This window comes from Pseudomonas sp. PVC-5-1 (assembly GCF_057444345.1).
This window is the reverse complement of record NZ_CM172024.1, coordinates 1,346,402-1,369,756: the sequence shown is the minus strand read 5'-3', so window position 1 is coordinate 1,369,756 and position 23,355 is coordinate 1,346,402. Positions and strand designations below refer to the sequence as shown.

Genomic DNA, 23,355 nt, shown 5'->3' with positions numbered 1-23,355 from the left:
AAGCCAACACCTCAACCCGCCTGGGCGCGGATGCGGATGGCATCATGCCGCCAATACTCCAGGTCGCAGTCGATCAGGTGCCCATGCTGGTCACTGTTGACCCGGGTGATATGCAACCCGGGGCTTCCCGCCGACACCTTCAAGGCACCGGCTGCCTCCACCGGCAACGCCGTCGGCAAGATCTCGAAGCACACCTGCCCATACTGGATACCGTACACCCGCCCATAAATCTCGGTCAGCGACTGGGCCAGGTCCTGTTCGAGAATCTCCGGGAAGTACCGGGGGTTGAGGTAGTGCTCGGCATACAGCACCGCCCGCCCATCGATCCGCCGCAACCGGCAGATACGTACCACGCTGGACAACGCCGGCAGTTGCAAGCGCGCACAGATGGCCGCCGACGCCGGCTGCAGCCGAGCTGACAAGAGTTCGGTACTGGGCACCCGCCCCTGGTCGCGGACCATGGCATGGAAGTGGCTGCGCTCGATCAGGTCGTAGGTCAGCCGCTCGGGCGCGACGAACCAGCCGCGACGCTCTTCGCGGTAGATCAGCCCTTGGGCTTCCAGCTGCACCAGCGCCTCACGCAGGGTAATGCGCGTGGTATCGAACACCTCGCTGAGCTTGCGCTCGGCCGGCAGCTTGCCGCCCGGCGCCAGCAGGCCGTGCTCTATCTGTTCCTGCAGGGCGTGACAGATGGCTGTTACCGCACGCGGTGGCATCGGCTGCATCAAAGGTTACCTATCTGGACTAGTCCAGCCCCAGAACAGGGCACTTGGAGAATAGTGCAAGCCTAGGCAGGGCTGATGAACATCCTGTGACAAGGCTTTGGCCAAACACTGCCAGAAACGCGCCAAGCCAGCAGAACCGGGGCGGTTCCGTGGTCTACGCTGTAGCTTCAGGGCCTTCACCGGCCCTTCCCTACATCAAACTGTCACGCAAGCAGCCTACCTTGGCTCAAGGTTTGCTGACCTAGACCAACGGTCACCAGACAACGGCTTCACTCATAACAACCATCGCTAAAGGCACCCACCAAGGAGCTTCGGATGAAAAAGTTGTTCATGGCGTCACTGCTCGGTTCGGCCATCGCCCTGTGTACCACGGCAATGGCCGCCGATACCGACCTCAAGGCCCTGGAAGACGCCGCCCGCAAGGAAGGCAACGTCAACAGCGTGGGCATGCCCGATGCCTGGGCCAACTGGAAAGGCACCTGGGAAGACCTGGCCAGCAAGTACGGCCTGAAGCACAGCGACACCGACATGAGCTCGGCCCAGGAAATCGCCAAGTTCGAAGCCGAGAAGGACAACGCCAGCGCCGACATCGGCGACGTGGGTGCCGCCTTCGGCCCGATCGCCGTGAGCAAGGGCGTGAGCCAACCGTACAAGCCGAGCACCTGGGACCAGGTGCCGACCTGGGCCAAGGACAAGGACGGCCACTGGGCGCTGGCCTATACCGGCACCATCGCCTTCATCATCAACAAGGACCTGGTCAAGGAAGGCGAGCGGCCAACGACCTGGCACGACCTGGAAAAAGGCAAGTACAAGGTTGCCATCGGTGACGTCGGCACCGCAGCCCAGGCCGCCAACGGCGTGCTGGCAGCGGCTATCGCCTACAAGGGTGACGAGACCAACCTGGCACCGGGCCTGCAACTGTTCACCAAGCTGGCCCAGCAGAAGCGCCTGTCGCTGGCCAACCCGACCATCCAGACCCTGGAGAAGGGCGAGGTGGAAGTGGGCGTGGTGTGGGACTTCAACGGCCTGAGCTACCGTGAACAGATCGACCCCAAGCGTTTCGAAGTGCTGATCCCGTCGGATGGCTCGGTGATCTCCGGCTATACCACCATCATCAACAAGTACGCCAAGCACCCGAATGCGGCCAAGCTGACACGTGAATACATCTTCAGCGATGCCGGGCAGATCAACCTGGCCAAAGGGCATGCGCGGCCGATCCGTGCCGAGCACCTGAAGCTGCCGGACGATGTGCAGGCCAAGTTGCTGCCCAACGAACAGTACAAGGCTGCGCAGCCGATCAAGAATGCCGGGGCCTGGGAAGCGAGCTCGAAGAAACTGCCGCAGATGTGGCAGGAGCAGGTGATCATCGAGATGGAGTAAGGGGCTAGCTTTTGTAGTGCCTGATCCGGCCCTTTCGCGGGCATGCCCGCTCCCACAGGTAGAGCACAAGCCTGAAAGGCAGTGATCAACCTGTGGGAGCGGGCGAGCCCGCGAAGAAGCCAACGCGGTTTATGACTGGAGCCACCATGCAACACAACGTCATCCTGGTCCTGCTCGACGGCCTCAACTACCAGGTCGCGCATCACGCCATGGGCCACCTGCACGCCTACGTCGAGGCCGACCGTGCCGCGCTGTACCGCGTGGAATGCGAACTGCCGTCGCTGTCGCGGCCGCTGTACGAGTGCATCCTCACCGGTGTACCGCCGATCGACAGCGGCATCGTGCACAACAACGTCAACCGTCTGTCCAACCAGCGCAGCGTGTTCCACTACGCCCGCGAGGCCAACCTGGGCACTGCGGCTGCGGCCTATCACTGGATGAGCGAGCTGTACAACCGCTCGCCCTTCGACCCGCAGCGCGACCGCCATACCCACGCACCGAAGCTGCCGATCCAGCACGGGCTGTTCTACTGGGACGACCGTTACCCCGATTCGCACCTGCTGGCCGATGGCGAATACCTGCGCCGCCGCCACGCCCCCAATTTCCTGCTGGTGCACCCGATGAGCATCGACGATGTCGGCCACCACCACGGTCTGGACAGCAGCCAGTACCGCAACGCCGCACGCAGCGCCGACATCCTGCTGGCAGACTACCTGCCAGGCTGGCTCGAAGAGGGCTACCAGGTACTGGTCACCGCCGACCACGGCATGAACAACGACCGCTCGCACAATGGCCTGCTGACCGAGGAGCGCGAAGTGCCGCTGTTCGTCTTCGGCGATGCCTTCAGCCTGGATCCTGCGGCCAAACCGCTGCAGACCGAGTTGTGCGGGACCATCTGCGAGCTGCTCGGCGCGCCGCATGACAAGACCGTCTGCCGGGAGCTGCTGAAGTGACCACACCCAAGAGCAGCAACACCCGTGGCCGCTACCTGGCCCTGCTCTGCCTGCTACCGTTCGCCGTGTTCTTCGTCATCTTTCAGATCGCCCCGCTGGCCTGGGTGGCGATCAACAGCCTGCAATCGGAAGCGGGTTGGGGCGTGGACAACTTCAGCAAGGTATTCGCCTCGAAGTTCTACCTGCAGGCCCTGCAACGCAGCCTGGAAATCAGCTTCTGGTCAAGCCTGTTCGGCATCGTCATCGCCACCCTGGGCGCCTACTCGCTGCGCCAGGTGGACTCGAAGCTGCGCGACTTCGTCAGCGCCTTCGCCAACATGACCAGCAACTTTGCCGGGGTGCCGCTGGCCTTCGCCTTCATCATCCTGCTCGGTTTCAACGGCGCGCTGACCCTGCTGCTGAAGCAGGTCGGCCTGCTGGAGGACTTCAGCATCTATTCCAAGAGCGGGCTGATCCTGGTGTACACCTACTTCCAGATCCCGCTTGGCGTGTTGCTGCTGTACCCCGCGTTCGACGCACTGCGCGAAGACTGGCGCGAGTCGGCCGCACTGCTGGGTGCCAGCCACTGGCAATTCTGGCGACACATCGGCCTGCCGGTGCTGACCCCGGCACTGCTGGGCACTTTCGTCATCCTGTTGGCCAACGCCCTCGGTGCCTACGCCACCGTGTACGCGCTGACAACCGGCAACTTCAACGTACTGCCGATCCGCATCGCCGGCCTGGTGGCAGGTGACATCAGCCTCGATCCCAACCTGGCCAGCGCCCTGGCGATGGTACTGGTGGGGCTAATGACGCTGGTCACGGTGGTGCACCAATGGCTGCTGAAAAGGAGCTACCATGCGCGCTGACGCCCGTTCCGGCGGCTGGTACCACCGCGCCGTGGTCTACCTGCTGTTCCTCATCCTGCTGCTGCCGCTGGCCGGCACCCTGCTCTACTCGCTGGCCACCAGCTGGTCGGCCAGCCTGCTGCCCAGCGGCCTGACCTTCAAGTGGTACATCGCGCTGTGGAGTGAGCCGCGCTTCCTGGCCGCCTTCGGCCAGTCGCTGCTGGTGTGCGTGGGCGCGCTGCTGCTGTCGGTGGTACTTATCCTGCCGCTGCTGTTCGTGGTGCACTACCACTTCCCGAGGCTCGATGCGCTGATGAACATCCTCATCCTGCTGCCGTTCGCGGTGCCGCCGGTGGTGTCGTCGGTGGGGCTGCTGCAGCTGTATGGCAGCGGGCCCATGGCCATGGTCGGTACACCGTGGATCCTGATCGGCTGCTACTTCACCATCGCCTTGCCGTTCATGTACCGGGCCATTACCAACAACCTGCAGGCGATCAACCTGCGCGACCTGATGGACGCCGCCCAGCTGCTGGGCGCCAGCACCTGGCAGGCGGCGCTGCTGGTGGTGCTGCCGAACCTGCGCAAGGGCCTGATGGTGGCACTGCTACTGTCGTTCTCGTTCCTGTTCGGCGAGTTCGTGTTCGCCAACCTGCTGGTCGGCACCCGCTACGAGACCCTGCAGGTGTACCTGAACAACATGCGCAACAGCAGCGGCCACTTCAACAGCGCGCTGGTGATCTCGTACTTCGCCTTCGTGCTGGTACTGACCTGGGTCGCCAACCGCCTGAACAAGGACAAGACCTGACATGAGCTTCGTCAGCGTACAGAAACTGCAAAAAAGCTACGCCGGCAGCCCGGTGTTCGAGAACATCGACTGCCATATCGAACGCGGTGAGTTCGTCACCCTGCTTGGCCCGTCCGGTTGCGGCAAGTCCACGCTGCTGCGCTGCATCGCCGGGCTGACCCCGGTGGACAGCGGGCAGATCCTGCTCGACGGCCATGACATCGTACCGCTGAGCCCGCAAAAGCGTGGCATCGGCATGGTGTTTCAAAGCTATGCGCTGTTCCCCAACATGACCGTGGAGCAGAACGTCGCCTTCGGCCTGCGCATGCTGAAGGTCAAGGCCGACGAAAGCCAGGCCCGGGTGCGCGAGGCGCTGGAACTGGTGGAACTGGGCAACTTCGCCGGGCGCTACCCGCACCAGTTGTCCGGCGGTCAGTGCCAGCGCGTTGCCCTGGCCCGCTCGCTGGTCACCCGCCCGCGCCTGCTGCTGCTCGACGAGCCGTTGTCGGCGCTGGATGCGCGCATCCGCAAGCACCTGCGCGAGCAGATCCGCGCCATCCAGCGCGAGCTGGGGCTGACCACCATCTTCGTCACCCACGACCAGGAAGAGGCGCTGACCATGTCCGACCGCATCTTCCTGATGAACCAGGGGCGCATCGTCCAGAGCGGCGATGCCGAAACCCTGTACACCGCGCCGGTGGACCTGTTTGCCGCCGGCTTCATCGGCAACTACAACCTGCTCGACGCCGACAGCGCCAGCCGCCTGCTGCAGCGCCCGGTGGCCAGCCGCCTGGCGATACGCCCCGAGTCGATTACCTTGGGCATCAACGGTGAACTGGACGCCGAAGTGCGCAGCCACAGCCTGCTGGGCAACGTGATCCGCTACCGGGTGCGGGTGCGCGAGGTGGAACTGGTGGTCGACGTGCTCAACCGCTCACCGTCCGACCTGCACGCGGACGGGCAACGGGTAAGCTTGTCGATCGACCCCACGGCGCTACGGGAAGTGGCCTAAGGAGAATCAACACCATGGCACTGGCAATTTTCGATCTGGACGAAACCCTGATCCACGGCGACTGCGCCTCACTGTGGAGCGAGCAGATGGCCCGGCTGGGCTGGGTCGACGGCAAAGCCTTCCTGCGCCGCGACCATGAGTTGATGGAAGCCTATGGCAAGGGCCACCTGCGGATGGAGGACTACATGGCCTTCAGCCTGGAGCCGATTGCCGGGCGCACCCTGGAAGAGGTCGAGCACCTGGTAGCACCGTGGGTCGAAGAGGTGATCGAGCCAATCATCTACGGCGACGCCTGCCGCTGCATTGCCGAGCACCGCAAGCGCGGGGATCGCATCCTGATCATTTCAGCGTCGGGTACGCACCTGGTCGGGCCGATTGCGGCGCGGCTGGGGGTGGACGAATACCTGGCGATTGAACTGGAGGCGGTGAACGGGGTTTATACCGGCAAGACCCACGGGGTGCTGACCTATCGCGAAGGGAAGATCACGCGGTTGCTGGAATGGCTGGACCAGGAGCAGGAGAACCTGGAAGGGGCGACTTTCTATTCCGACTCGCGCAACGATTTGCCGCTGTTGCTGAAGGTGGATCATCCGCATGTGGTGAACCCGGATGCGGTGTTGCGGGAGCATGCCGAGATCAATGGCTGGCCGATTCTGAGCTGGACTTGAAGATTTGTGTGGGCCTCTTCGCGGGCTCGCCCGCTCCCACAGGAATCACCACAAACTCGAATATTGTGGGGTCCTTGTAGGAGCGGGCGTGCCCGCGAAAGGGCCAGGCCTGCTTACACCAGGCTAGGGTCTATCACCATCACCAGCTTGCCCGACACCTGGTTGGTCTCAAGCTCGGCATACGCCGCCTGGGCAAACTCCACCGGGTAGGTGTCCACCAATTGCGGCGACAGGCGCCCTTCGGCAAACAGCGGCCACACCTGCTGCTGCAACTCGCGCAGCAGTTCGGCCTTGAAGCCGTCATCGCGGTTGCGCAGTGTGGAACCGGTAATCTCCAGGCGCTTGCCCAGTACCTGTGCCAGGTCCAGCTCGAACTTGCGCCCGCCCATCAGGCCGATGATCACCCAGCGCCCGTCACGCGCCAGCAACTTGAGGTTGAGCTCGCCGTAGCTGGCGCCCACCGGGTCGAGAATCACGTCGAACGGGCCGAAACCTTCCAGCGCTTCCAGGTTTTCGTTACGTACCACACCACCGGCGGCGCCCAGCGCCTCGCAGTAGGCCAGGCGGTCCTGGGAACCGACGCTGACCCATACCGGGCTGCCGAACGCCTTGCACAGCTGGATGGCGGCCGAGCCAACGCCACTGGCGCCAGCGTGCACCAGCACCTTCTCGCCAGCTTTCACGCCACCCAGCTGGAAGATGTTCAGCCAGGCAGTGGCATATACCTCCGGCAACGCAGCCGCTTCGTGCAGGCTCAGGCCTTCGGGCACCGGCAGCACGTGGCGGGCATCCACCACCACTTCCTCGGCCATGGCGCCGCTGGCCAGCAGCGCGCACACCCGGTCACCCACCCGCCAGTCGGCACCGGCCCCCACTTCCTCGATCACCCCGGAGCACTCCAGGCCCATGTACGGGCTGGCGCCTGGCGGTGGTGGGTACAAACCTTTCATCTGCAGCAGATCGGCGCGGTTCAGCCCCGCAGCAGCCACGCGAATGCGCACTTGACCCGCGTCGCAGGCCGGGCGCTCGGCCTCGACCCAAGCCACATGTCCGTCAACGCCTTGCAATGCCTTCACAGTGCCTCCATAGTTGAATCATATGACCGAGCCTGGGAACGCCAAGTCCCCAGGCTTTTTGCAGTATGCATCCGGTTTTTTGCAACCGGTGAACAGAAAAGACGGCCTACTATGCGTGATCAATTGTCTCCACGTCGAATCAGCATGAAGCATTTCCTCCCAAGCACCGCCCTGGCGCTGATGATCGGCCTGGGCAGCCTCACGCTCGGCGGCAATGCGGCGGCCGCCAACAAATGGGACAGCCTGCAGCCGGACCGCGACGAGATCGTCGCCAGCCTCAACGTGGTGGAATTGCTCAAGCGCCACCACTACAGCAAGCCGCCGCTGGACGACGCCCGTTCGGTCATCATCTATGACAGCTACATCAAGCTGCTGGACCCGGCGCGCAGCTACTTCACCGCTGCCGACATCGCCGAATTCGACAAATGGAAAACGCAATTCGACGATTTCCTCAAGAGCGGCAACCTGGACCCGGGCTTCACCATCTACAAACGCTATCTGGACCGCGTCAAGCAACGTCTGGACTTTGCCCTGGCCGAGCTGAACAAGGGCGTGGACAAGATCGACTTCAACGCCAAGGAAACCTTGCTGATCGACCGCAAGGACGCCCCGTGGATGAAGGACCAGGCCGAGCTCGACGATTTGTGGCGCAAGCGCGTCAAGGACGAAGTGCTGCGCCAGAAGATCGCCGGCAAGGAACCCAAGCAGATCCAGGAAACCCTGACCAAGCGCTACAAGAACCAACTGTCGCGCCTGGACCAGACCCGTGCCGAGGACATCTTCCAGGCCTACATCAATACCTTCGCCCAATCCTACGACCCGCACACCAACTACCTGTCGCCGGACAATGCGGAAAACTTCGATATCAACATGAGCCTGTCGCTGGAAGGCATCGGCGCAGTGCTGCAAAGCGACAATGACCAGGTCAAGATCGTGCGCCTGGTGCCGGCAGGCCCGGCGGCCAAGACCAAGCAGGTGGCACCGGCCGACAAGATCATCGGTGTGGCCCAGGGCAACAAGGAGATGGTCGACGTGGTCGGCTGGCGCCTGGATGAAGTGGTCAAGCTGATCCGCGGCCCGAAAGGCTCGGTGGTGCGCCTGGAGATCATCCCCGCCAGTAACGCGCCTAGCGACCAGACCAGCAAGATCGTGTCGATCACCCGCGAGGCGGTGAAGCTCGAGGAGCAGGCAGCGAAGAAGTCGGTGCTCAAGCTCAAGCAGGACGGGCGTGACTACAAGCTGGGCATCATCGAGATCCCGGCCTTCTACCTGGACTTCAAGGCCTATCGCGCCGGTGACCCGGAGTACAAGAGCACCACGCGTGACGTGAAGAAGCTGCTGACCGAGTTGCAGAAAGAAAAAGTCGACGGCGTGGTCATCGACCTGCGCAACAACGGCGGCGGCTCGCTGCAGGAAGCTACCGAGCTGACCAGCCTGTTCATCGAGAAAGGCCCAACCGTGCTGGTGCGCAACAGCGACGGCCGTGTCGACGTGCTGGAAGACGAAAACCCCGGTGCCTTCTACAAGGGCCCATTGGCACTGCTGGTCAACCGCCTGTCGGCCTCGGCTTCGGAGATCTTCGCCGGTGCCATGCAGGACTACCACCGTGCGCTGATCATCGGCGGCCAGACCTTCGGCAAAGGCACCGTGCAGACCATCCAGCCACTCAACCATGGCGAGCTGAAGCTTACCCTGGCCAAGTTCTACCGGGTTTCCGGGCAGAGCACCCAGCATCAGGGCGTGCTGCCGGACATCGACTACCCGTCGATCATCGATACCAAGGAGATCGGCGAGAGCGCCCTGCCCGAGGCCATGCCGTGGGACACCATTCGCCCGGTGGTCAAGCCGGCGGCCGACCCGTTCAAGCCGTTCCTGGCCCAACTCAAGGCGCAGCATGAAGCGCGCAGCGACAAGGATGCAGAGTTCACCTACATCCGCGACCGCCTGGCCCTGACCCAGAAGCTGATGAACGAAAAGACCGTCAGCCTCAACGAGCAGGACCGTCGTGCACGCCACGATGCAATCGAGGCCAAGCAGCTGGCACTGGAGAACATCCGCCGCAAGGCCAAGGGTGAAGAGCCGCTGAAGGAGCTGAAGAAAGAGGACGAGGATGCGCTGCCGACCGAGGATGAAAACACCAAGCCGGAAGACGATGCCTACCTGTCGGAAACCGGCCGCATCCTTATCGACTACCTGAGTGCAAGCACCAAGGTGGCCAAGAAGTAAGACTGTGGCAATGATGGCAAATTAGCTTTACTTGTCATCAAACAGTCATCGCGCTGTCGTGAAATAGAGGGGCCGGGCGTGGAATCGCCCGGCCCTTTCATTTTCAGGAATACGCCATGACCGTCGCCGAACAGCTCAGTGCCTTGAGTGCCATCCTGGCTCAACGCAGCATCCACAGTCTGTTCCAGCCGATCATGTGCCTGAGCGAGCAACGGGTTTTCGGCCATGAGGCGTTGAGCCGCGGGCCGTCCAACAGCCCGCTGCACGCACCGCTGAACCTGTTTACCATCGCCCGCCAGGCCGGCCGCCTGACCGAACTGGAGGCTGCCTGCCGGGAAAGCGCCTGCCGGCGTTTCAGCGAACAGCAGTTGCAGGGCAAGCTGTTTCTCAACATCTCGCCGGAATCGCTGCTCGAGCCGCACTACCCGTCCGGGCAGACCCTGAAACTGCTCGGACAGGTCGGCCTACCGCCTAGCCGGGTGGTAATCGAGCTGACCGAACACACCCCGACCGACGACTTCCAGCTGCTGTCCAACGCCCTGCACCACTACCGGGACATGGGCTTCTCGATTGCCATCGACGATCTGGGAGCGGGTTATTCGAGCCTGCGCCTGTGGTCGGAGCTGCGCCCTGAATATGTGAAAATCGATCGCCACTTCATCGACGGCATCCACCGCGACCCGCTCAAGCGTGAATTTGTCGGTTCGATATTGCAGATTGCCCGAGCGTCGAAGGCGCAGGTAATTGCCGAAGGCATCGAGATGGCGGAGGAGCTGGCGGTGCTGGTGGAAATGGGGGTGGACCTGGTGCAGGGCTATCTGCTGGGGCGGCCGCAGGAGCTGGGGGTGCGCGAAAGCCGGCCACTACCGGCGCTGATGAACGTTCCGCAGGCCGAACAGCCGACGGTGCGGCTCAATGCGACGATTGGGCAGTTGCTGGAGTTGTTTGGCCGACACCGGCACCTGGAGGTATTGGAGGTGGTGGATGCCGATGGCAGGGCTTGTGGATTGATTCACAGGGATGCACTGCCTGTTCCGGCCCTGTCACCGGCAAGCCGGCTCCCACAGGCTCACCACACATCTTGAACCTTGTGCAGTACCTTGTAGGAGCGGGTTTACCCGCGAAGAGGCCGGGACAGGCAACGAATCAGGCCGTTTCGGGATAGCTGTACTCGAACACCCTGACCACCTCGGAGGCATGCCATGAGGCCGCTTCCATGCCGTCGACCGGCCCGGAAAATCGGCCCAACCGTTCAACGCACTCAAAAAACCCGGTACGCGGCAAACGGCTGGCACCCTGACTGATCACCAGCGAGCTGCGCAATGGCTGCTCGGCGCGGGCATCCAGCACCGCCAGATACTCCAGCGCGGCCGTCAGCGTCTGCATGGCCGGGCTGGGCAACTGCAAGCGCTCGATCAGCGCTCGATAGGTCAGCAAGTGACGTTGACGACGGGCCAGGTCAAGCTCGCCCAGCAGGTTATCCCAGTGCTGACGGCTGATCCTGACCTGGCTCATGATGGTTCGCTCCAGCCAGCCACCCCCAGATGCCAGGCCAGAGCACGGCGGATAGCAGCATCCGGCTGGCGTTCACCTGATTCGATCATGGCCAGGTATGCCGGGCTTACCCCGACATTGCGCGCCAACTGCTCAGGGGCAATGCCCTTTGCCTGGCGAATCTGTGCCACTTCGCTGAAGGCCGGCAATGGCGCACTGGCTACATCGCCCTGCGCTTCACTGGCAACTACCTCGGCTGGTGCCTGCCCTGCGGCCTTGAGCAGTGCCTGGTACTGTTCCCAGGGAACGACGGCGTACTCGGGTTGACCGTCCCGGCTGATGACCTGAATACCCATTACAAACCCCTTTAAAAAGGATTACAGCATGTAATCCGTAGGCATAACCCTTATGCCAATTATATTACCAACTCTGGGGTCTGTGCAGTTGCGCTGCGGTTGCGGCCAGTTTCACTGCGTGTTGCGTTCCAACCGCAGCGCTTCGGGGGTGGCCGGCAGGCGCTCGACCACGCGCAGCCGTTCGGGCGCCTGGCTGTCGCGCCAGGCCTTGAAGCGCGCCAGTTCGTCTGCCACGGTCTTCAGTACCCAGCCCAGGACCGCGATGTCGTCGAGGAAACCCACGCCCAGCAGCCAGTCGGGGATGGCGTCGATGGGGCTGACGAAATACAGCAGCCCGGCGACGATGGTGACCAGCGCCTTGGGGCTGATGGCACGGTACTCGCCGCGCCACCAGGCCAGGCACAGCGACTGCAGCAGCTTCACGTCTTCACGCAGCTGGCCGATGCGCGGGCCTTTGCGAGCTACCGCGAACAGCAAGGCGGGCAACCGGCCGCGGCTGAGCAGGCGCTCGGCCAACGGCAGGAAACGGGCAAAATTCCAGGGTGCGCTCATGGAGCCTCCAGAGGAAAAGGTTATCCACATTTATTGTGGATAACCTTGTGAACAGGGCGACGTTTCTGACCCCAGGTGCCTGCCAGGCAAGGGCCTCGGTCAGATCGGGCGTTTTTTACACAGTCGTTTCACACCGTGGGTGGGTACGCCGCAAACGATTTGCATCAGAAGCATCCTGCGGCTTCACGCTGCATTTCCTCGGACAGTATCAGCAGTTGCAGGTTCGTCCAACTACCCGGCACAAACGAAAACGCCCCGTCAGGACGGGGCGTTTTGCGTGAGCCAGCCAGTGTTACTTGGCAGGCGCTTCGGCCGGGGCTTCAGCAGGAGCTTCCGCTTCCGGCTCGGCGCCCTGCAACTGGGCCGGATCCTTGATGGCGATCAGTTCCAGGTCGAACACCAGAACCGAGTTGGCCGGAATCAGCGGGCTTGGGCTTTGTGCGCCGTAAGCCAGTTCAGCCGGGATGAACAGCTTGTACTTCTCGCCGACATGCATCAGTTGCAGACCTTCGACCCAACCCGGGATCACGCCGCTGACGGGCAGGTCGATCGGGCTGCCGCGCTCGACGGAGCTGTCGAACACCTTGCCATCGATCAGCTTGCCTTCGTAGTGGACGGTGACCACATCAGTCGCCTTGGGCTGCGGGCCATCGGCCTTCTTGACCACTTCGTACTGCAGGCCCGAGGCAGTGGTGACCACGCCTGCCTTCTTGGCGTTTTCCTCGAGGAATTTCTTGCCGGCGGAGGCGGCTTCTTCGCTGGCCTTGGCCAGGCGCTCTTCGGCACGCTTCTGCAGCGCAGTGAAGGCTTCTACCAGCTCTTCGTCCTTGATGCGCTGTTCCTTCTTGCCAACGGCGTCTTCGATGCCGAGGGCTACTGCTTTCGAATCAAGGTCTTCCATGCCTTCCTGAGCCAGGCTCTTGCCCATGTTCAGGCCGATACCGTAGGAGGCTTTCTGTGCCGGAGTCTTCAGCTCGGGGCTGCTGGTCTGTTGATCACAGCCAGCCAGTACCAGGCCTACCAGGGCAACCGCAGCCGCCAAACGATGCTGTTTCATGCTATTTCCTTGTTCATGCGCCAAAAGGGCAATCAGGGTAAAGCCGCGAGCTTAGCAGGCGGCCATGACCAATGGCTACCGGCATAGGAGCGAGTTTTGGTAAGGAAGTTCAGTAAGTGAAGACATCTTCATTCTCCCGATTGCAGCCACTGGCCAGTATGGTACTTGACACTGTCTTCTTCCTTGGCAACTGGCATTTCTGCCAGTAGCACCAACCGATGCGCAGGCGCCTAATCGCAGGGCAAGTTGAAAATATTGATGCGAAAGCCCAAGCATAGGAGCTAACAGCCATGCCAACCAAGTACCAGGTCAAACATTTCAAAACCCGCCTACAACCACGCCGCCCCAGCGCGGCAAAACTGCAAGTGGCCCCGGTGGATGAAAATTTTGGTGACCAGGGTTACTGCTATGTGGTGGATCAGGACTCCGCGCGCCACTCGCTGTGTGCCGACATCGTTCAAAGCCCGATCAAAGCGGGCGTATTTTATTCTGTGGCATCATTTTATCGAACTGCAGACAACCAAGATGACACATTCATCGTGCGCCTTGATGCGAACGGCAAGGTCGAAAAACGCCTCGTGAAGATCGAGGATCATCTGAGTGAAGGAACATTCTGGCCTAAGCAGCTGATTGCAGACGCAAACGGCAAAATATTGTGCCATGGTACCGCAACTGTGAACGGTAGCACCGCCAGTCGTATCTGGCGGTTCAATGATGATGGTTCCTTGGACACCGGCTTTGCAGGCAAAGGTTACATCGAAGCTGATGACCTCAATCTGTCGGGCCTCATTCAGATCTGGGCAAGCGCGGACGGGTACTTTGTTACTGGCCAGAGTGGGACACACAAGTTGCTTGCACTGGCGTCGAATGGAAGTATCAACGAGGACTTTGGACAACGTGGAACCGTCGATCTGGCGTCCATATTTTCGCAGCCCGTCATCGGCAGCTTGGGACTGTGCATGGCTGTCTTGGGCCGAAACTGCATCGTAACAGCGATCCTGAACGATGCTGACGATAACTTTTACTCCCAAGTGGTCAAAATAGCCCACGATGGAAAACTTGATACCCAATTTGCGGACCGCGGTCGCTATACGGCAGAACACGGCACCCTGTACCACAACTTGTCCGTCGATGCGCCATCGCAGGTGATCACTGTCTACGGCTCCCATACGTTTGACGACTTTAAAACAGAGTTTCCTGAGGTGCAGAGGCTAGACGCAGACGGCAAGCCTCACGAGAAGTTCAACGAGGGTAACCCCCTTCGATTCACCGCACCCGGTGGCTGGGATCACATGCATGAGTTCGAGGGCCGCCTGATGGGATGGGGCGGTTTCTACACGCATAATCGCGCTGTTTGCTACACACTTGAAGGCCAACTGGATACAAGCTTCGTTCCACCTGACGGATATGGCATGCTCGATATACCAGTCGGTGCTGGTGGATTCGAACCCGATTATGACGCCTCTGTTGCCTTTGTAGCCAACTCTGGACGCATGCTGGTTTGCGGGCAGATTTTTTACAACGATGACAAAAGCGTAGATGCCGTGATAGCCGCAATCGCCTACTCCTGATGGCGGCCAGCGGCAGCCTGAGCGACGACAACCTCAACAGGGCACTCAGTGCCCTGTTGAGGGAGCGGGCTCAAGGGTAGGCCCCCTCGCGGTACTGCCCTGCCACCTCACGCAGCACCTCGCACACCCACTGCCCCGGCAGGCTCTGCGGCAAGGCAGCATTGCGACAGATGCCGACCGAGCCGCCCGGCTCGCGCACACCCAGGTCGAGCTCGACCAGCTCGCCCCGGCGCAGGTCGAGCAGCACCGCATCGCGCGGCGCCACCCACACTGCATCGCTGCCCAACAGGTAGCGCCGGCTTAGCGCCAGCGACAGGGTTTCCAGGCGCTGGGCGGGCATCTGGATGCCACATTGCACGAACAGGCTGTCGGCATGCTGGCGGATGGTGGTGCCGGCTGGCGGCAGCACCAGCGGGTAATGTCCAACCTCCCCGCGCTCTACTGGCTTGCTGGTCAGCAGCGGGTGGCCGGGCCGCACCACCAGGCTCATCGACTCGCTGTACAGGTGCTCGAACGACAGGCCCTGGATCTGCGGGCTGTCGGTCATGCGCCCGACCACCAGTTCCAGTTCGCCGAGGCGCAACTGGCCGAGCAGCTGCGCGCTGACCCCGGTGACCACACTGATCACCAGCGCCTCATGCCGCTGGTGCAGGCGGCACAGCACTTCGGGCATGAGCAGGCCTTCGACCGTGGACAGCACACCGATGCGCACCTGCGACGGCGCCCGCGCCTCGCCACGCAGGCTGCTGACGCCATCGCGCAGGGCTTGCACGCTGGGCCCGGCATAGCGCATGAAACGCGTACCGGCCGGGGTCAGCTCGACGCCCTGGCGGCTGCGCGCGAACAGGCGCGTTTCCAGCAGGTCTTCGAGTTCCTTGAGGGTCTTGGAGATGGCTGGCTGGCTGATTGCCAGGATGTCGGCAGCCCTGGCCAGGCTGCCCTGCCGGGCAATCTCCAGGAAGCACAGCAGGTGGCGGTACTTGATGCGGGTGTCGAGGTTCATGGGCTCAAGCTTACCGCATTGCTGGGTCTGGTTATGTATATTGCCTGTCCCGGCCTCTTCGCGGGCACGCCCGCTCCCACAGGGATCTCCACAGTTCTCCAGACCAGTGCAATACCTGTAGGAGCGGGCGTGCCCGCGAAGAGGCCGGTGCAGGCGGCAGATGACTATCAGGCCACAGCCAACTCCACCGCCTCCCCGTTCAACCGCACCGGCCACACCCGCAGGCGCTGCCCGCTATCCTCCAGGCACTCCCCGCTCTCCAGGCTGAAGTGCTGCTTGTACAACGGCGCCGCCACCACCAGCTCGCCCTGCACACTGCCCACCAGGCCGCGACCGATGATGTTGGCGCCGGACCTCGGGTCGCGGTTGTCCACCGCGTACAGCGGCTGCGCCTGCCCCGGCAGGTAGAACAGCGCCACCTGGGCCCCGTCGAGCCAAACCACCACCCCGGAATCAGCCACCAGGTCATCCGCCTGGCACACCGCCTGCCAGTTCTCGTGGGTTTTCACAGCAGCATTGGACAAGTTCATCAGACAGCCTCCTCGACGGTTGGGATCAGGTGCAGTGGCGCAGCAGGCCGGCGCTGTTCGCGTTCGCGCACGAAGTGCACGTCCGGGTCGGCGCGGCGGTCGTTGACGAAAGTACGGAAGCGCTTGAGCTTCTCGGGGTCGTTGAGGGCGTTGGCCCATTCGCATTCATACTGGTCGACCACATGCTGCATCTGCGCCTCCAGCTCGCTGGCCAGGCCCAGGCTGTCGTCGAGGATCACCTGCTTCAGGTAGTCCAGCCCACCTTCCAGGCTCTCGCGCCACACCGAGGTGCGCTGCAGTTTGTCGGCGGTGCGGATGTAGAACATCAGCACGCGGTCGATCAGGCGCACCAGGGTTTCGTCGTCGAGGTCGGTGGCGAACAGTTCGGCGTGCCGCGGGCGCATGCCGCCGTTGCCGCACACGTACAGGTTCCAGCCCTTTTCGGTGGCGATCACGCCGATGTCCTTGCTCTGTGCCTCGGCGCATTCGCGGGTGCAGCCGGACACCGCGAACTTGAGCTTGTGCGGGCTGCGCAGGCCTTTGTAGCGGTCTTCCAGGCGCAGGGCCATGCCGACGCTATCCTGCACGCCATAACGGCACCAGGTGCTGCCGACGCACGACTTTACCGTGCGGGTCGACTTGCCGTAGGCGTGGCCGGTTTCGAAGCCGGCCTCGATCAGCTCGCCCCAGATCAGCGGCAGCTCGTGCAACTGGGCGCCGAACAGGTCGATGCGCTGGCCGCCGGTGATCTTGGTGTACAGGTCGTACTTTTTCGCCACCTGGCCGATCACGATGAGCTTGTCGGGGGTGATTTCACCACCGGGGATGCGCGGCACCACCGAGTAGGTGCCGTTCTTCTGCATGTTGGCCATGAAGGTGTCGTTGGTGTCCTGCAGCGGCACCAGCGCCGGGTCCATGATCGGCTGGTTCCAGCACGAGGCGAGAATACTGCCCACCGCCGGCTTGCAGATGTCGCAGCCAACGTGGCCCTTGCCGTGGCGTTCGAGCAGTTCGTTGAAGGTGCGGATACCCTCTACCCGAACCAGCCCGTACAGCTCCTGACGGGTGTAGGCGAAGTGCTCGCACAGGCTCCTGTCCACCGCCACGCCACGGGCGGTCAGCTCGTGCTCGAACACCTGCTTGAGCAGTGCCGCGCAACCACCACAACCGGTGGCGGCCTTGGTGCAGCCCTTGACTGCGGCAAGGTCGCCGCAGCCGCTGTCTATGGCGGCGCAGACCGCGCCCTTGCTGACGTTGTGGCACGAGCAGATGGTCGCGCTATCGGGCAGCGCATCGGCGCCCAGGGCCGGTGTGCCGCCGCCTTGCGGCAGGATCAGTGCCGCGGGGTCGGCTGGCAGGGCGATGCCGTTCTGGGCGTATTGCAGAAGGGTGTCGTAGTAGCTGTTGTCGCCCACCAGCACCGCACCGAGCACGTGCTTGCCGCTGGCATCCACCACCAGCCGGCGGTAGGCGCTGTTGGCTTCGTCGATGAAGCGGTAGCTGCGTGCGCCCGGGGTGGCGCCATGGGCATCGCCGATGGAGCCGACATCCACGCCCAGCAACTTGAGCTTGGTCGACATGTCGGCACCGGTGAATTCGCCAGCGGCCTCACCCATCAGCAAAGCCGCCAGGTTGCGCGCCATGCTGTAGCCAGGGGCGACCAGGCCGAACACACTGCCGTTCCACGAGGCGCACTCGCCGATGGCGAAGATGCGTGGGTCGCTGCTGCGGCAATGGTTGTCGATCACCACGCCGCCACGCGCGGCGATGTCCAGGCCACAGGCACGGCCCAGGGCATCCTGCGGGCGGATACCTGCGGAGAACACGATCAGGTCGGTTTCCAGGTGCTCGCCGCCATCGAAGTTCATGCGGTAGCGGTAGTCTTCACCCGCACTGATCGACTGGGTGGCCCGCGACAGATGCACGCCAACACCCAGCGCTTCGATCTGTGCCTTGAGCGCGGCACCGCCCTCGCCGTCCAGCTGCACCGGCATCAGCCGTGGGGCGAACTCCACCACGTGGGCTTCCAGGCCCAGCGACTTGAGGGCGTTGGCTGCTTCCAGGCCAAGCAAGCCACCGCCCACTACCACGCCACGTCGGGCACTGGCTGCGGCAGCGCGGATGGCGTCGAGGTCGTCGAGGGTGCGGTAGACCAGGCGGGCATTACCGTTGGAACCTTCGATCGGTGGCACGAAGGGATAGGAACCCGTGGCCAGCACCAATTGGTCGTAGCCGTAACGGCCCTCGGCGGTAACCACTTCGGCGTGCTCACGGTCGATTTCCAGCACCGCTTCACCGAGGTGCAGGTGCACACCGTTGGCGCCGTAGAAGTCCTGCCCGCACAGGGCCAGGGTTTCGGCACAGCTGCCGCCGAAGTACTCGGACAGGTGCACGCGGTCGTAGGCACGCTGGCGCTCTTCGCCGAACACATGCACTTCGAAGCGCTGCAAGGCGCCGCGGCTGACCAGTTGTTCGACGCAATGGTGGCCGACCATGCCGTTGCCGACGATGACCAGTCGCTCTCGTTGCCCGCTGCTCGCTGTTGCCTTCATAAGCCGATCCTCGATCAAAAAAAAAGCGCCTGGAGCCGAAGCTCCAGGCGCCTTTGCCTGTATTCATCACGGTAGGGGGCCCGGGTTGATCGCCGTTGATCAGTGGGCTTTGTTGTAACTGGGATAAAGCAGGGAGTGTGCCAACCCTGTTTCCTGTACCGGCCTCTTCGCGGGCACGCCCGCTCCCACAGGGTTCTCCACGTTTATTCAGACCTGTGCAGTACCTGTGGGAGCGGGCGTGCCCGCGAAGAGGCCAGTACAGCAAATGCACATTCCAAGTGCATCACTCCCCATCTTGGAGCACATCAATACACATCCCGCCGATACCGCTTGGCCCTGCCCAGCGCTTCGACATAAGCCGCAGCCGCCACTGCATCCATGCCGCCATGCTCGGCGACGATCGCCCGCAACGCCGCATCCACATCCTTGGCCATGCGCTGCGCATCGCCACACACATAGAAATACGCGCCCGCCTCCAGCCATTGCCACAACTGCGCGCCCTGTTCGAGCATGCGCTGCTGCACATAGACCTTCTCGGCCTGGTCGCGCGAGAACGCTGTGTCCAGGCGCAAGTGCCCTGCCGCCTGCCAGGCCTGTAGCTGCTCCTGGTAATAGAAATCGGTGGCCGCGTACTGCTCGCCAAAGAACAGCCAGTTAGCCCCTTTCGCCCCACGTGCCTCTCGTTCTTCGAGAAAGGCCCTGAACGGCGCAATGCCAGTGCCGGGGCCGACCATGATCACCGGCACGCTGTCGTCCTCGGGCAGGCGAAAGTGCTTCGACACCTGCGGGAAGATGGCAACCTTCAGCGCCTGCGCACGGTCGGCAAGGAAGCTTGAACACACCCCTTTGCGCGCGCCATAGCGCACCGTTGACACGGTCAGGTGCACCTGCTGCGGGTGCGCCAGCGGGCTGGAGCTGATCGAGTACAGGCGCGGCTGCAAGGGCTTGAGCAGCTCCAGCCAGCTGGCCAGCGGCAGTTGCTGGGGGAAGGCGCGCAGAACATCGACCAGTTGCCGCCCCCACAACCAGTCCTTCAGCTCGGCCTTGCACTCGGGCTGCAGCAGGCGCTGCAGGTCCGGAGCATTGCCGGCGAAGGCCTGCAGCTGCTGCGTGGTGACCTTGGCGATTTCCAGGTGCGCTTGAAGGGCTTCGGTCAGCGGCATGGCGGGCTGGCCTTTCAGCTCGACCATGGTCTGGCCATCGAGCTGTATTAGCGCCAGCAGTTCGTCGACCAGGGCGGGACAGTTGCGCGGCCACACGCCCAGGGCATCACCGGCGGCATAGGTGAAGCCGCTGCCGCTGAGGTCGAACACCAGTTGACGGGTTTCCTTGGTAGCACCCGGGCCGTTCAGCAGGCGGTTTTCCAGCAAGGTGGCAGCCCAGGGTTGCTGCTTGCCATAGGCCGCCACGGGCGCAGGCTCGGTGACCGGTTGCGGTGCAGCAGCGCTGCTTAGCGTGGGCAGCAGCGCATCCAGCCAAGCGGCGAAGGCGTCGTCGAAGTCCGGCTCGCAGTCCACCCGCTGCAGCAGGCGCCGCCCGCCCAGCTCGGCCAGGCGTTGGTCGAGTTTGCGGCCAAAGCCGCAGAACTGGTCGTAACTGGAGTCGCCCAGGGCCAGCACGGCAAAAGGCAGTTCGGCGCAGTGGGCGCCCTCCTCGCCCTGCAAGGCTTGCCAGAATGCCGCTGCGCTGTCGGGCGCGTCACCATCGCCAAAGGTGCTGGCGATCAGCACCACGCTGGCGGCTCCCTGCAGCTGGCGCGGGCTGACCGCTTCCATGCAGCTGAGCTGCACGTCGAGGCCGGCACCACGCAGGCGCTCGGCACAGCGTTCGGCCAACAGCTCGCCGTTGCCGGTTTGCGAAGCCCACAGCACCTGGTGCCGTGGTGCCATCAACGCCGCATCGGGCAGCACCGCCGGCTGGGCGAACAGCCCGGCCAGCAAGCCATCGACGAACAACCGGCGGTTGGCGGCCAGCGGCGCACTGGCCGGCAGACAGGGCACGCCCTCGGCGCGGGCCTGGTCCAGGCCCAGCAGAAAGCCTTGCAGGTAATGGCGCTCTTCCTCGGCCAGCACCGGAGCTGGCAGGGTGTCCAGGCCAAGCAGACGGGACAGGGTGGCGGTCGGCATGCGGGCAGGCTCCGGATTGGCAGTGTTCAGATCAAGGGCTTCGATGCGCTCACCGGCAACCCGCTCCAGGGTCACGGCACAATGCTTGAACGCCGGCTGCAGCGACAGCGGGTCGACCGCATCACATGTCACGGCGTTGATCGCCAGTTGCTCGCCGATCAGGTCATTCCAGTGAAACGGGGCAAAGCAGTTGCCAGGCATGACCCGGTCGCTGATTCGCGCGGGTAGCACGGCCTGCCCGCGGCGCGAGCGAATGGCCACCAGGTCCTTTTCGGCGATGCCCAGCCGGGCAGCATCGTCGCAGTGGATTTCCACGAAGGGGCCGGGCTCCAGCTTGTTCAGCGCCGGTACCTTGCCGGTCTTGGTCAGGGTGTGCCACTGGTGCTGCACGCGGCCGGTATTCAGCACCATGGGGTACTCGGCATCCGGCAGATCCGCCGCCGGCAACCAGGGCCGGGCGAAGAAGCGGGCCTTGCCGCTGGCGGTCGGGAAGGCCAACACCGGGCACTCGCCCTGGGCATCGTGCAACAGCGTCTGGCTGCTGCCGTCGTTGCGATAGCGCAGCGGGCTGCGCGGGTTGTCGCGGCCCGGGGCGCAGGGCCACTGGTGCGGCTGTTCGCGTAGTTCGGCATAGCCGATGCCCCGCAGGTCATAGCCGGTGGTTGGGTTGTGAAAGCGGCGGATCTCCTCGTACACCGCCTCGGCATCGGGGTAGTCGAAGGCGTCGGCATAGCCCATGGCGCAGGCGACCCGGGCGATGATCTGCCAGTCTGGCAGGCTCTGCCCGGGCGGTTCGACGGCACGTGGCATGAGGGTGAGGTTACGCTCGCTGTTGATCATCACGCCCTCGCCTTCGGCCCAAAGTGCAGCCGGTAGCAGGATGTCAGCGTAGCGGTTGGTCTCGGTGTCGAGGAAGGCATCCTGGGTAATTACCAGTTCAGCCTGGCGCAGGCCGTCGATCACCTGCTGGCGGTTGGCGACACTGGCCACCGGGTTGCTGCAGATGACCCAGCAGGCCTTTACCGCGCCGCTTTTCATCTGCTCGAACAGCGCCACCGTGCCCTCGCCGCCTTCGTTGCGCAGGCTGCCCGGGGCCAGTTGCCACTGCTGCTCGACGAAGGCACGGTCTTGCGCTACCAGCGCCGAACGCTGGCCTGGCAGGCCGGGGCCCATGTAGCCCATCTCGCGGCCGCCCATGGCATTGGGTTGGCCGGTCAACGAGAACGGGCCGCTGCCCGGGCGGCAGATCGCGCCCGTGGCCAGGTGCAGGTTGCAGATCGCATTGGTGTGCCAGGTGCCATGGATGCTCTGGTTCAGGCCCATGGTCCAGCAGCTCATCCAGTTGCTGGCGCTGCCGATCCATTCGGCGGCCCTGATGATGTCGGCCTCGGCCAGCCCGGTAATGGCGGCCACGCGGTCAGGGGTGTAGTCATCGAGAAAGGCCGGCAGTTCGTCCCAGCCTTCAGTGTGGCGGGCGATGAAGTCGGGGTCGGTGTGGCCGTTACGCAGCAGCAGGTGCAGCAGGCCGTTGAGCAAGGCCATGTCGCTGCCGGGGCGCACCTGCAGGAACAGGTCGGCCTTGTCGGCGGTGGCACTGCGCCGCGGGTCGACGACGATCAGCTTGGCCCCCGCCTTGACCCGGTCGAGCAGGCGCAGGAACAGGATCGGGTGACAGTCGGCCATGTTGGCGCCGATCACCAGGAATACGTCGGCGTGCTCGAAGTCCTGATAGCTGCCGGGCGGGCCATCGGCACCGAGCGACAGCTTGTAGCCGCTGCCGGCGCTGGCCATGCACAGGCGCGAGTTGGACTCGATGTGGCGGGTGCGGATAAAGCCCTTGGCCAGCTTGTTGGCCAGGTACTGGGCCTCCAGCGACATCTGCCCGGACACGTACAGCGCCACAGCGTCGGGGCCGTGCTGGTCGATGATGCTGCGCAAGCGCCCGGCGGCGGCAGCGATGGCCTGGTCGATGCCGGTACGCGCTGGCTGCTGGCTGCGCTGCTGGCGCACATAGGCATCCTCCATGCGCCCGGCGGCAGTCAGCGGCAGGTGTGCGGTGAGGCCTTTGGTGCACAGGCGGCCGAAGTTGCTGGGGTGCTGCTTGTCGCCGCTGATCTTGCCGACCTTGCCATCGGCGACGCTCATGACGATGCCGCAACCGACGCCGCAGTAGGGGCAGACGCTGCGCACTTCGCTGTTGGCCATGGCGGGCTCCTGTAGGGAACGCAAAAAGGCGCCGGCTGCCCCTGCTTGCTGGGCAAGCGGGGCAACACGGCGCCTTTGTCGTGAAGTTTTGTGGGCTGTCGACGTTGATAGCCCTGGATGGAGGTGAAACAGCAATTTATGGGCCAGCTGTGCCGCCCCTTTCGCGGGCATGCCCGCTCCCACAGGGATATCGCAAGGCCTGAGGGCGGTGCTGCACCTGTGGGAGCGGGCGTGCCCGCGAAGAGGCCGGTACAGGCT

General features: G+C 63.5%; 19 protein-coding genes. 9 read left to right on the top strand and 10 right to left on the bottom strand.

Translation table 11 applies throughout. The features are described 5' to 3' along the window. Nucleotides 1–11: 11 nt before the first annotated feature. Nucleotides 12–725, bottom strand: coding sequence for a phosphonate utilization transcriptional regulator PhnR (gene phnR / locus AC2T3R_RS06315; RefSeq protein ID WP_013971418.1), 714 nt, complete (start codon nt 723–725; stop codon nt 12–14). Nucleotides 726–1,040: 315 nt separating this feature from the next. Here phnR and AC2T3R_RS06310 point away from each other — a divergent pair, with 315 nt between their 5' ends. The 6 genes from AC2T3R_RS06310 (at nt 1,041) to AC2T3R_RS06285 (ending at nt 6,349) form a co-directional block, all read left to right on the top strand. Continuing rightward, complete coding sequence (locus tag AC2T3R_RS06310) at nt 1,041–2,105, top strand: ABC transporter substrate-binding protein (protein ID WP_486744788.1); 1,065 nt, start codon at nt 1,041–1,043, stop codon at nt 2,103–2,105. A gap of 146 nt (nt 2,106–2,251) precedes the next feature. Next, nucleotides 2,252–3,058, top strand: coding sequence for an alkaline phosphatase family protein (locus AC2T3R_RS06305; protein WP_013971416.1), 807 nt, complete (start codon nt 2,252–2,254; stop codon nt 3,056–3,058). Beyond that, on the top strand, nt 3,055–3,906 hold the full coding sequence (locus AC2T3R_RS06300; protein WP_039614575.1) for an ABC transporter permease: 852 nt from the start codon (nt 3,055–3,057) through the stop codon (nt 3,904–3,906). The genes AC2T3R_RS06305 and AC2T3R_RS06300 overlap by 4 nt, the downstream gene beginning before the upstream one ends. After that, nucleotides 3,896–4,690: an ABC transporter permease gene (locus AC2T3R_RS06295; protein WP_013971414.1), complete on the top strand. Its 795-nt coding sequence runs from the start codon at nt 3,896–3,898 to the stop codon at nt 4,688–4,690. Before AC2T3R_RS06300 ends, AC2T3R_RS06295 begins: the two co-directional genes overlap by 11 nt. Before the next feature lies 1 nt (nt 4,691). After that, complete coding sequence (locus AC2T3R_RS06290; protein WP_486744787.1) at nt 4,692–5,681, top strand: ABC transporter ATP-binding protein; 990 nt, start codon at nt 4,692–4,694, stop codon at nt 5,679–5,681. Nucleotides 5,682–5,695: 14 nt separating this feature from the next. Further along, nucleotides 5,696–6,349, top strand: a complete 654-nt coding sequence (locus AC2T3R_RS06285; protein WP_015269274.1) for an HAD family hydrolase — start codon at nt 5,696–5,698, stop codon at nt 6,347–6,349. 113 nt (nt 6,350–6,462) lie between these two features. Here AC2T3R_RS06285 and AC2T3R_RS06280 read toward each other — a convergent pair whose 3' ends face one another. Continuing rightward, nucleotides 6,463–7,425: an NAD(P)H-quinone oxidoreductase gene (locus tag AC2T3R_RS06280; RefSeq protein ID WP_397461929.1), complete on the bottom strand. Its 963-nt coding sequence runs from the start codon at nt 7,423–7,425 to the stop codon at nt 6,463–6,465. A 144-nt stretch (nt 7,426–7,569) separates the two neighbouring features. On the opposite strand from AC2T3R_RS06280, the gene AC2T3R_RS06275 reads away from it, so the two are divergent. Both AC2T3R_RS06275 and AC2T3R_RS06270 read left to right on the top strand, forming a co-directional pair. Then, nucleotides 7,570–9,651, top strand: a complete 2,082-nt coding sequence (locus tag AC2T3R_RS06275) for a carboxy terminal-processing peptidase (RefSeq protein WP_013971410.1) — start codon at nt 7,570–7,572, stop codon at nt 9,649–9,651. Between the two features lie 116 nt (nt 9,652–9,767). Beyond that, nucleotides 9,768–10,736 carry an EAL domain-containing protein gene (locus AC2T3R_RS06270; protein ID WP_015269272.1) on the top strand — a complete coding sequence of 323 codons (969 nt, stop codon included), beginning with the start codon at nt 9,768–9,770 and terminating at the stop codon, nt 10,734–10,736. Between the two features lie 61 nt (nt 10,737–10,797). On the opposite strand, the gene AC2T3R_RS06265 is transcribed toward AC2T3R_RS06270, so the two are convergent. The 4 genes from AC2T3R_RS06265 to bamJ form a co-directional block, all read right to left on the bottom strand. Beyond that, nucleotides 10,798–11,166, bottom strand: a complete 369-nt coding sequence (locus AC2T3R_RS06265; protein WP_013971408.1) for a hypothetical protein — start codon at nt 11,164–11,166, stop codon at nt 10,798–10,800. Then, complete coding sequence (locus AC2T3R_RS06260) at nt 11,163–11,501, bottom strand: helix-turn-helix domain-containing protein (protein ID WP_015269271.1); 339 nt, start codon at nt 11,499–11,501, stop codon at nt 11,163–11,165. The genes AC2T3R_RS06265 and AC2T3R_RS06260 overlap by 4 nt, the downstream gene beginning before the upstream one ends. 111 nt (nt 11,502–11,612) lie before the next feature. Further along, nucleotides 11,613–12,053 carry a YkvA family protein gene (locus AC2T3R_RS06255; protein ID WP_015269270.1) on the bottom strand — a complete coding sequence of 147 codons (441 nt, stop codon included), beginning with the start codon at nt 12,051–12,053 and terminating at the stop codon, nt 11,613–11,615. A 292-nt stretch (nt 12,054–12,345) separates the two neighbouring features. Next, nucleotides 12,346–13,110: a BamJ family beta-barrel-assembly machinery protein gene (gene bamJ / locus AC2T3R_RS06250; protein ID WP_486744786.1), complete on the bottom strand. Its 765-nt coding sequence runs from the start codon at nt 13,108–13,110 to the stop codon at nt 12,346–12,348. A gap of 290 nt (nt 13,111–13,400) precedes the next feature. Between bamJ and AC2T3R_RS06245 the strand changes: the two genes are divergently transcribed. Next, the gene (locus tag AC2T3R_RS06245) at nt 13,401–14,681 is read left to right on the top strand and encodes a delta-60 repeat domain-containing protein (protein WP_486744785.1); all 1,281 of its coding nucleotides are present in this window, start codon (nt 13,401–13,403) and stop codon (nt 14,679–14,681) included. 70 nt (nt 14,682–14,751) lie between these two features. On the opposite strand, the gene pcaQ is transcribed toward AC2T3R_RS06245, so the two are convergent. From pcaQ to AC2T3R_RS06225, 4 genes are all read right to left on the bottom strand, one after another. Then, entirely contained in the window at nt 14,752–15,684 is a 933-nt protein-coding gene (pcaQ, locus tag AC2T3R_RS06240; protein WP_410952005.1) for a pca operon transcription factor PcaQ, read from the bottom strand. A 167-nt stretch (nt 15,685–15,851) separates the two neighbouring features. After that, entirely contained in the window at nt 15,852–16,214 is a 363-nt protein-coding gene (nirD, locus tag AC2T3R_RS06235; protein WP_196174337.1) for a nitrite reductase small subunit NirD, read from the bottom strand. Continuing rightward, on the bottom strand, nt 16,214–18,766 hold the full coding sequence (nirB, locus tag AC2T3R_RS06230; RefSeq protein ID WP_486744784.1) for a nitrite reductase large subunit NirB: 2,553 nt from the start codon (nt 18,764–18,766) through the stop codon (nt 16,214–16,216). Before nirB ends, nirD begins: the two co-directional genes overlap by 1 nt. Before the next feature lie 305 nt (nt 18,767–19,071). After that, complete coding sequence (locus AC2T3R_RS06225; RefSeq protein WP_486744783.1) at nt 19,072–23,097, bottom strand: bifunctional nitrate reductase/sulfite reductase flavoprotein subunit alpha; 4,026 nt, start codon at nt 23,095–23,097, stop codon at nt 19,072–19,074. Between the last annotated feature and the right edge of the window lie 258 nt (nt 23,098–23,355).

Coding starts and splice junctions, on each gene's coding strand:
- phnR (WP_013971418.1), bottom strand. CDS start 725: ATGCAGCCGATGCCACCGCGTGCGGTAACAGCCATCTGTCACGCCCTG.
- AC2T3R_RS06310 (WP_486744788.1), top strand. CDS start 1,041: ATGAAAAAGTTGTTCATGGCGTCACTGCTCGGTTCGGCCATCGCCCTG.
- AC2T3R_RS06305 (WP_013971416.1), top strand. CDS start 2,252: ATGCAACACAACGTCATCCTGGTCCTGCTCGACGGCCTCAACTACCAG.
- AC2T3R_RS06295 (WP_013971414.1), top strand. CDS start 3,896: ATGCGCGCTGACGCCCGTTCCGGCGGCTGGTACCACCGCGCCGTGGTC.
- AC2T3R_RS06290 (WP_486744787.1), top strand. CDS start 4,692: ATGAGCTTCGTCAGCGTACAGAAACTGCAAAAAAGCTACGCCGGCAGC.
- AC2T3R_RS06285 (WP_015269274.1), top strand. CDS start 5,696: ATGGCACTGGCAATTTTCGATCTGGACGAAACCCTGATCCACGGCGAC.
- AC2T3R_RS06275 (WP_013971410.1), top strand. CDS start 7,570: ATGAAGCATTTCCTCCCAAGCACCGCCCTGGCGCTGATGATCGGCCTG.
- AC2T3R_RS06270 (WP_015269272.1), top strand. CDS start 9,768: ATGACCGTCGCCGAACAGCTCAGTGCCTTGAGTGCCATCCTGGCTCAA.
- AC2T3R_RS06265 (WP_013971408.1), bottom strand. CDS start 11,166: ATGAGCCAGGTCAGGATCAGCCGTCAGCACTGGGATAACCTGCTGGGC.
- AC2T3R_RS06260 (WP_015269271.1), bottom strand. CDS start 11,501: ATGGGTATTCAGGTCATCAGCCGGGACGGTCAACCCGAGTACGCCGTC.
- AC2T3R_RS06255 (WP_015269270.1), bottom strand. CDS start 12,053: ATGAGCGCACCCTGGAATTTTGCCCGTTTCCTGCCGTTGGCCGAGCGC.
- bamJ (WP_486744786.1), bottom strand. CDS start 13,110: ATGAAACAGCATCGTTTGGCGGCTGCGGTTGCCCTGGTAGGCCTGGTA.
- AC2T3R_RS06245 (WP_486744785.1), top strand. CDS start 13,401: ATGCCAACCAAGTACCAGGTCAAACATTTCAAAACCCGCCTACAACCA.
- pcaQ (WP_410952005.1), bottom strand. CDS start 15,684: ATGAACCTCGACACCCGCATCAAGTACCGCCACCTGCTGTGCTTCCTG.
- nirD (WP_196174337.1), bottom strand. CDS start 16,214: ATGAACTTGTCCAATGCTGCTGTGAAAACCCACGAGAACTGGCAGGCG.
- nirB (WP_486744784.1), bottom strand. CDS start 18,766: ATGAAGGCAACAGCGAGCAGCGGGCAACGAGAGCGACTGGTCATCGTC.
- AC2T3R_RS06225 (WP_486744783.1), bottom strand. CDS start 23,097: ATGGCCAACAGCGAAGTGCGCAGCGTCTGCCCCTACTGCGGCGTCGGT.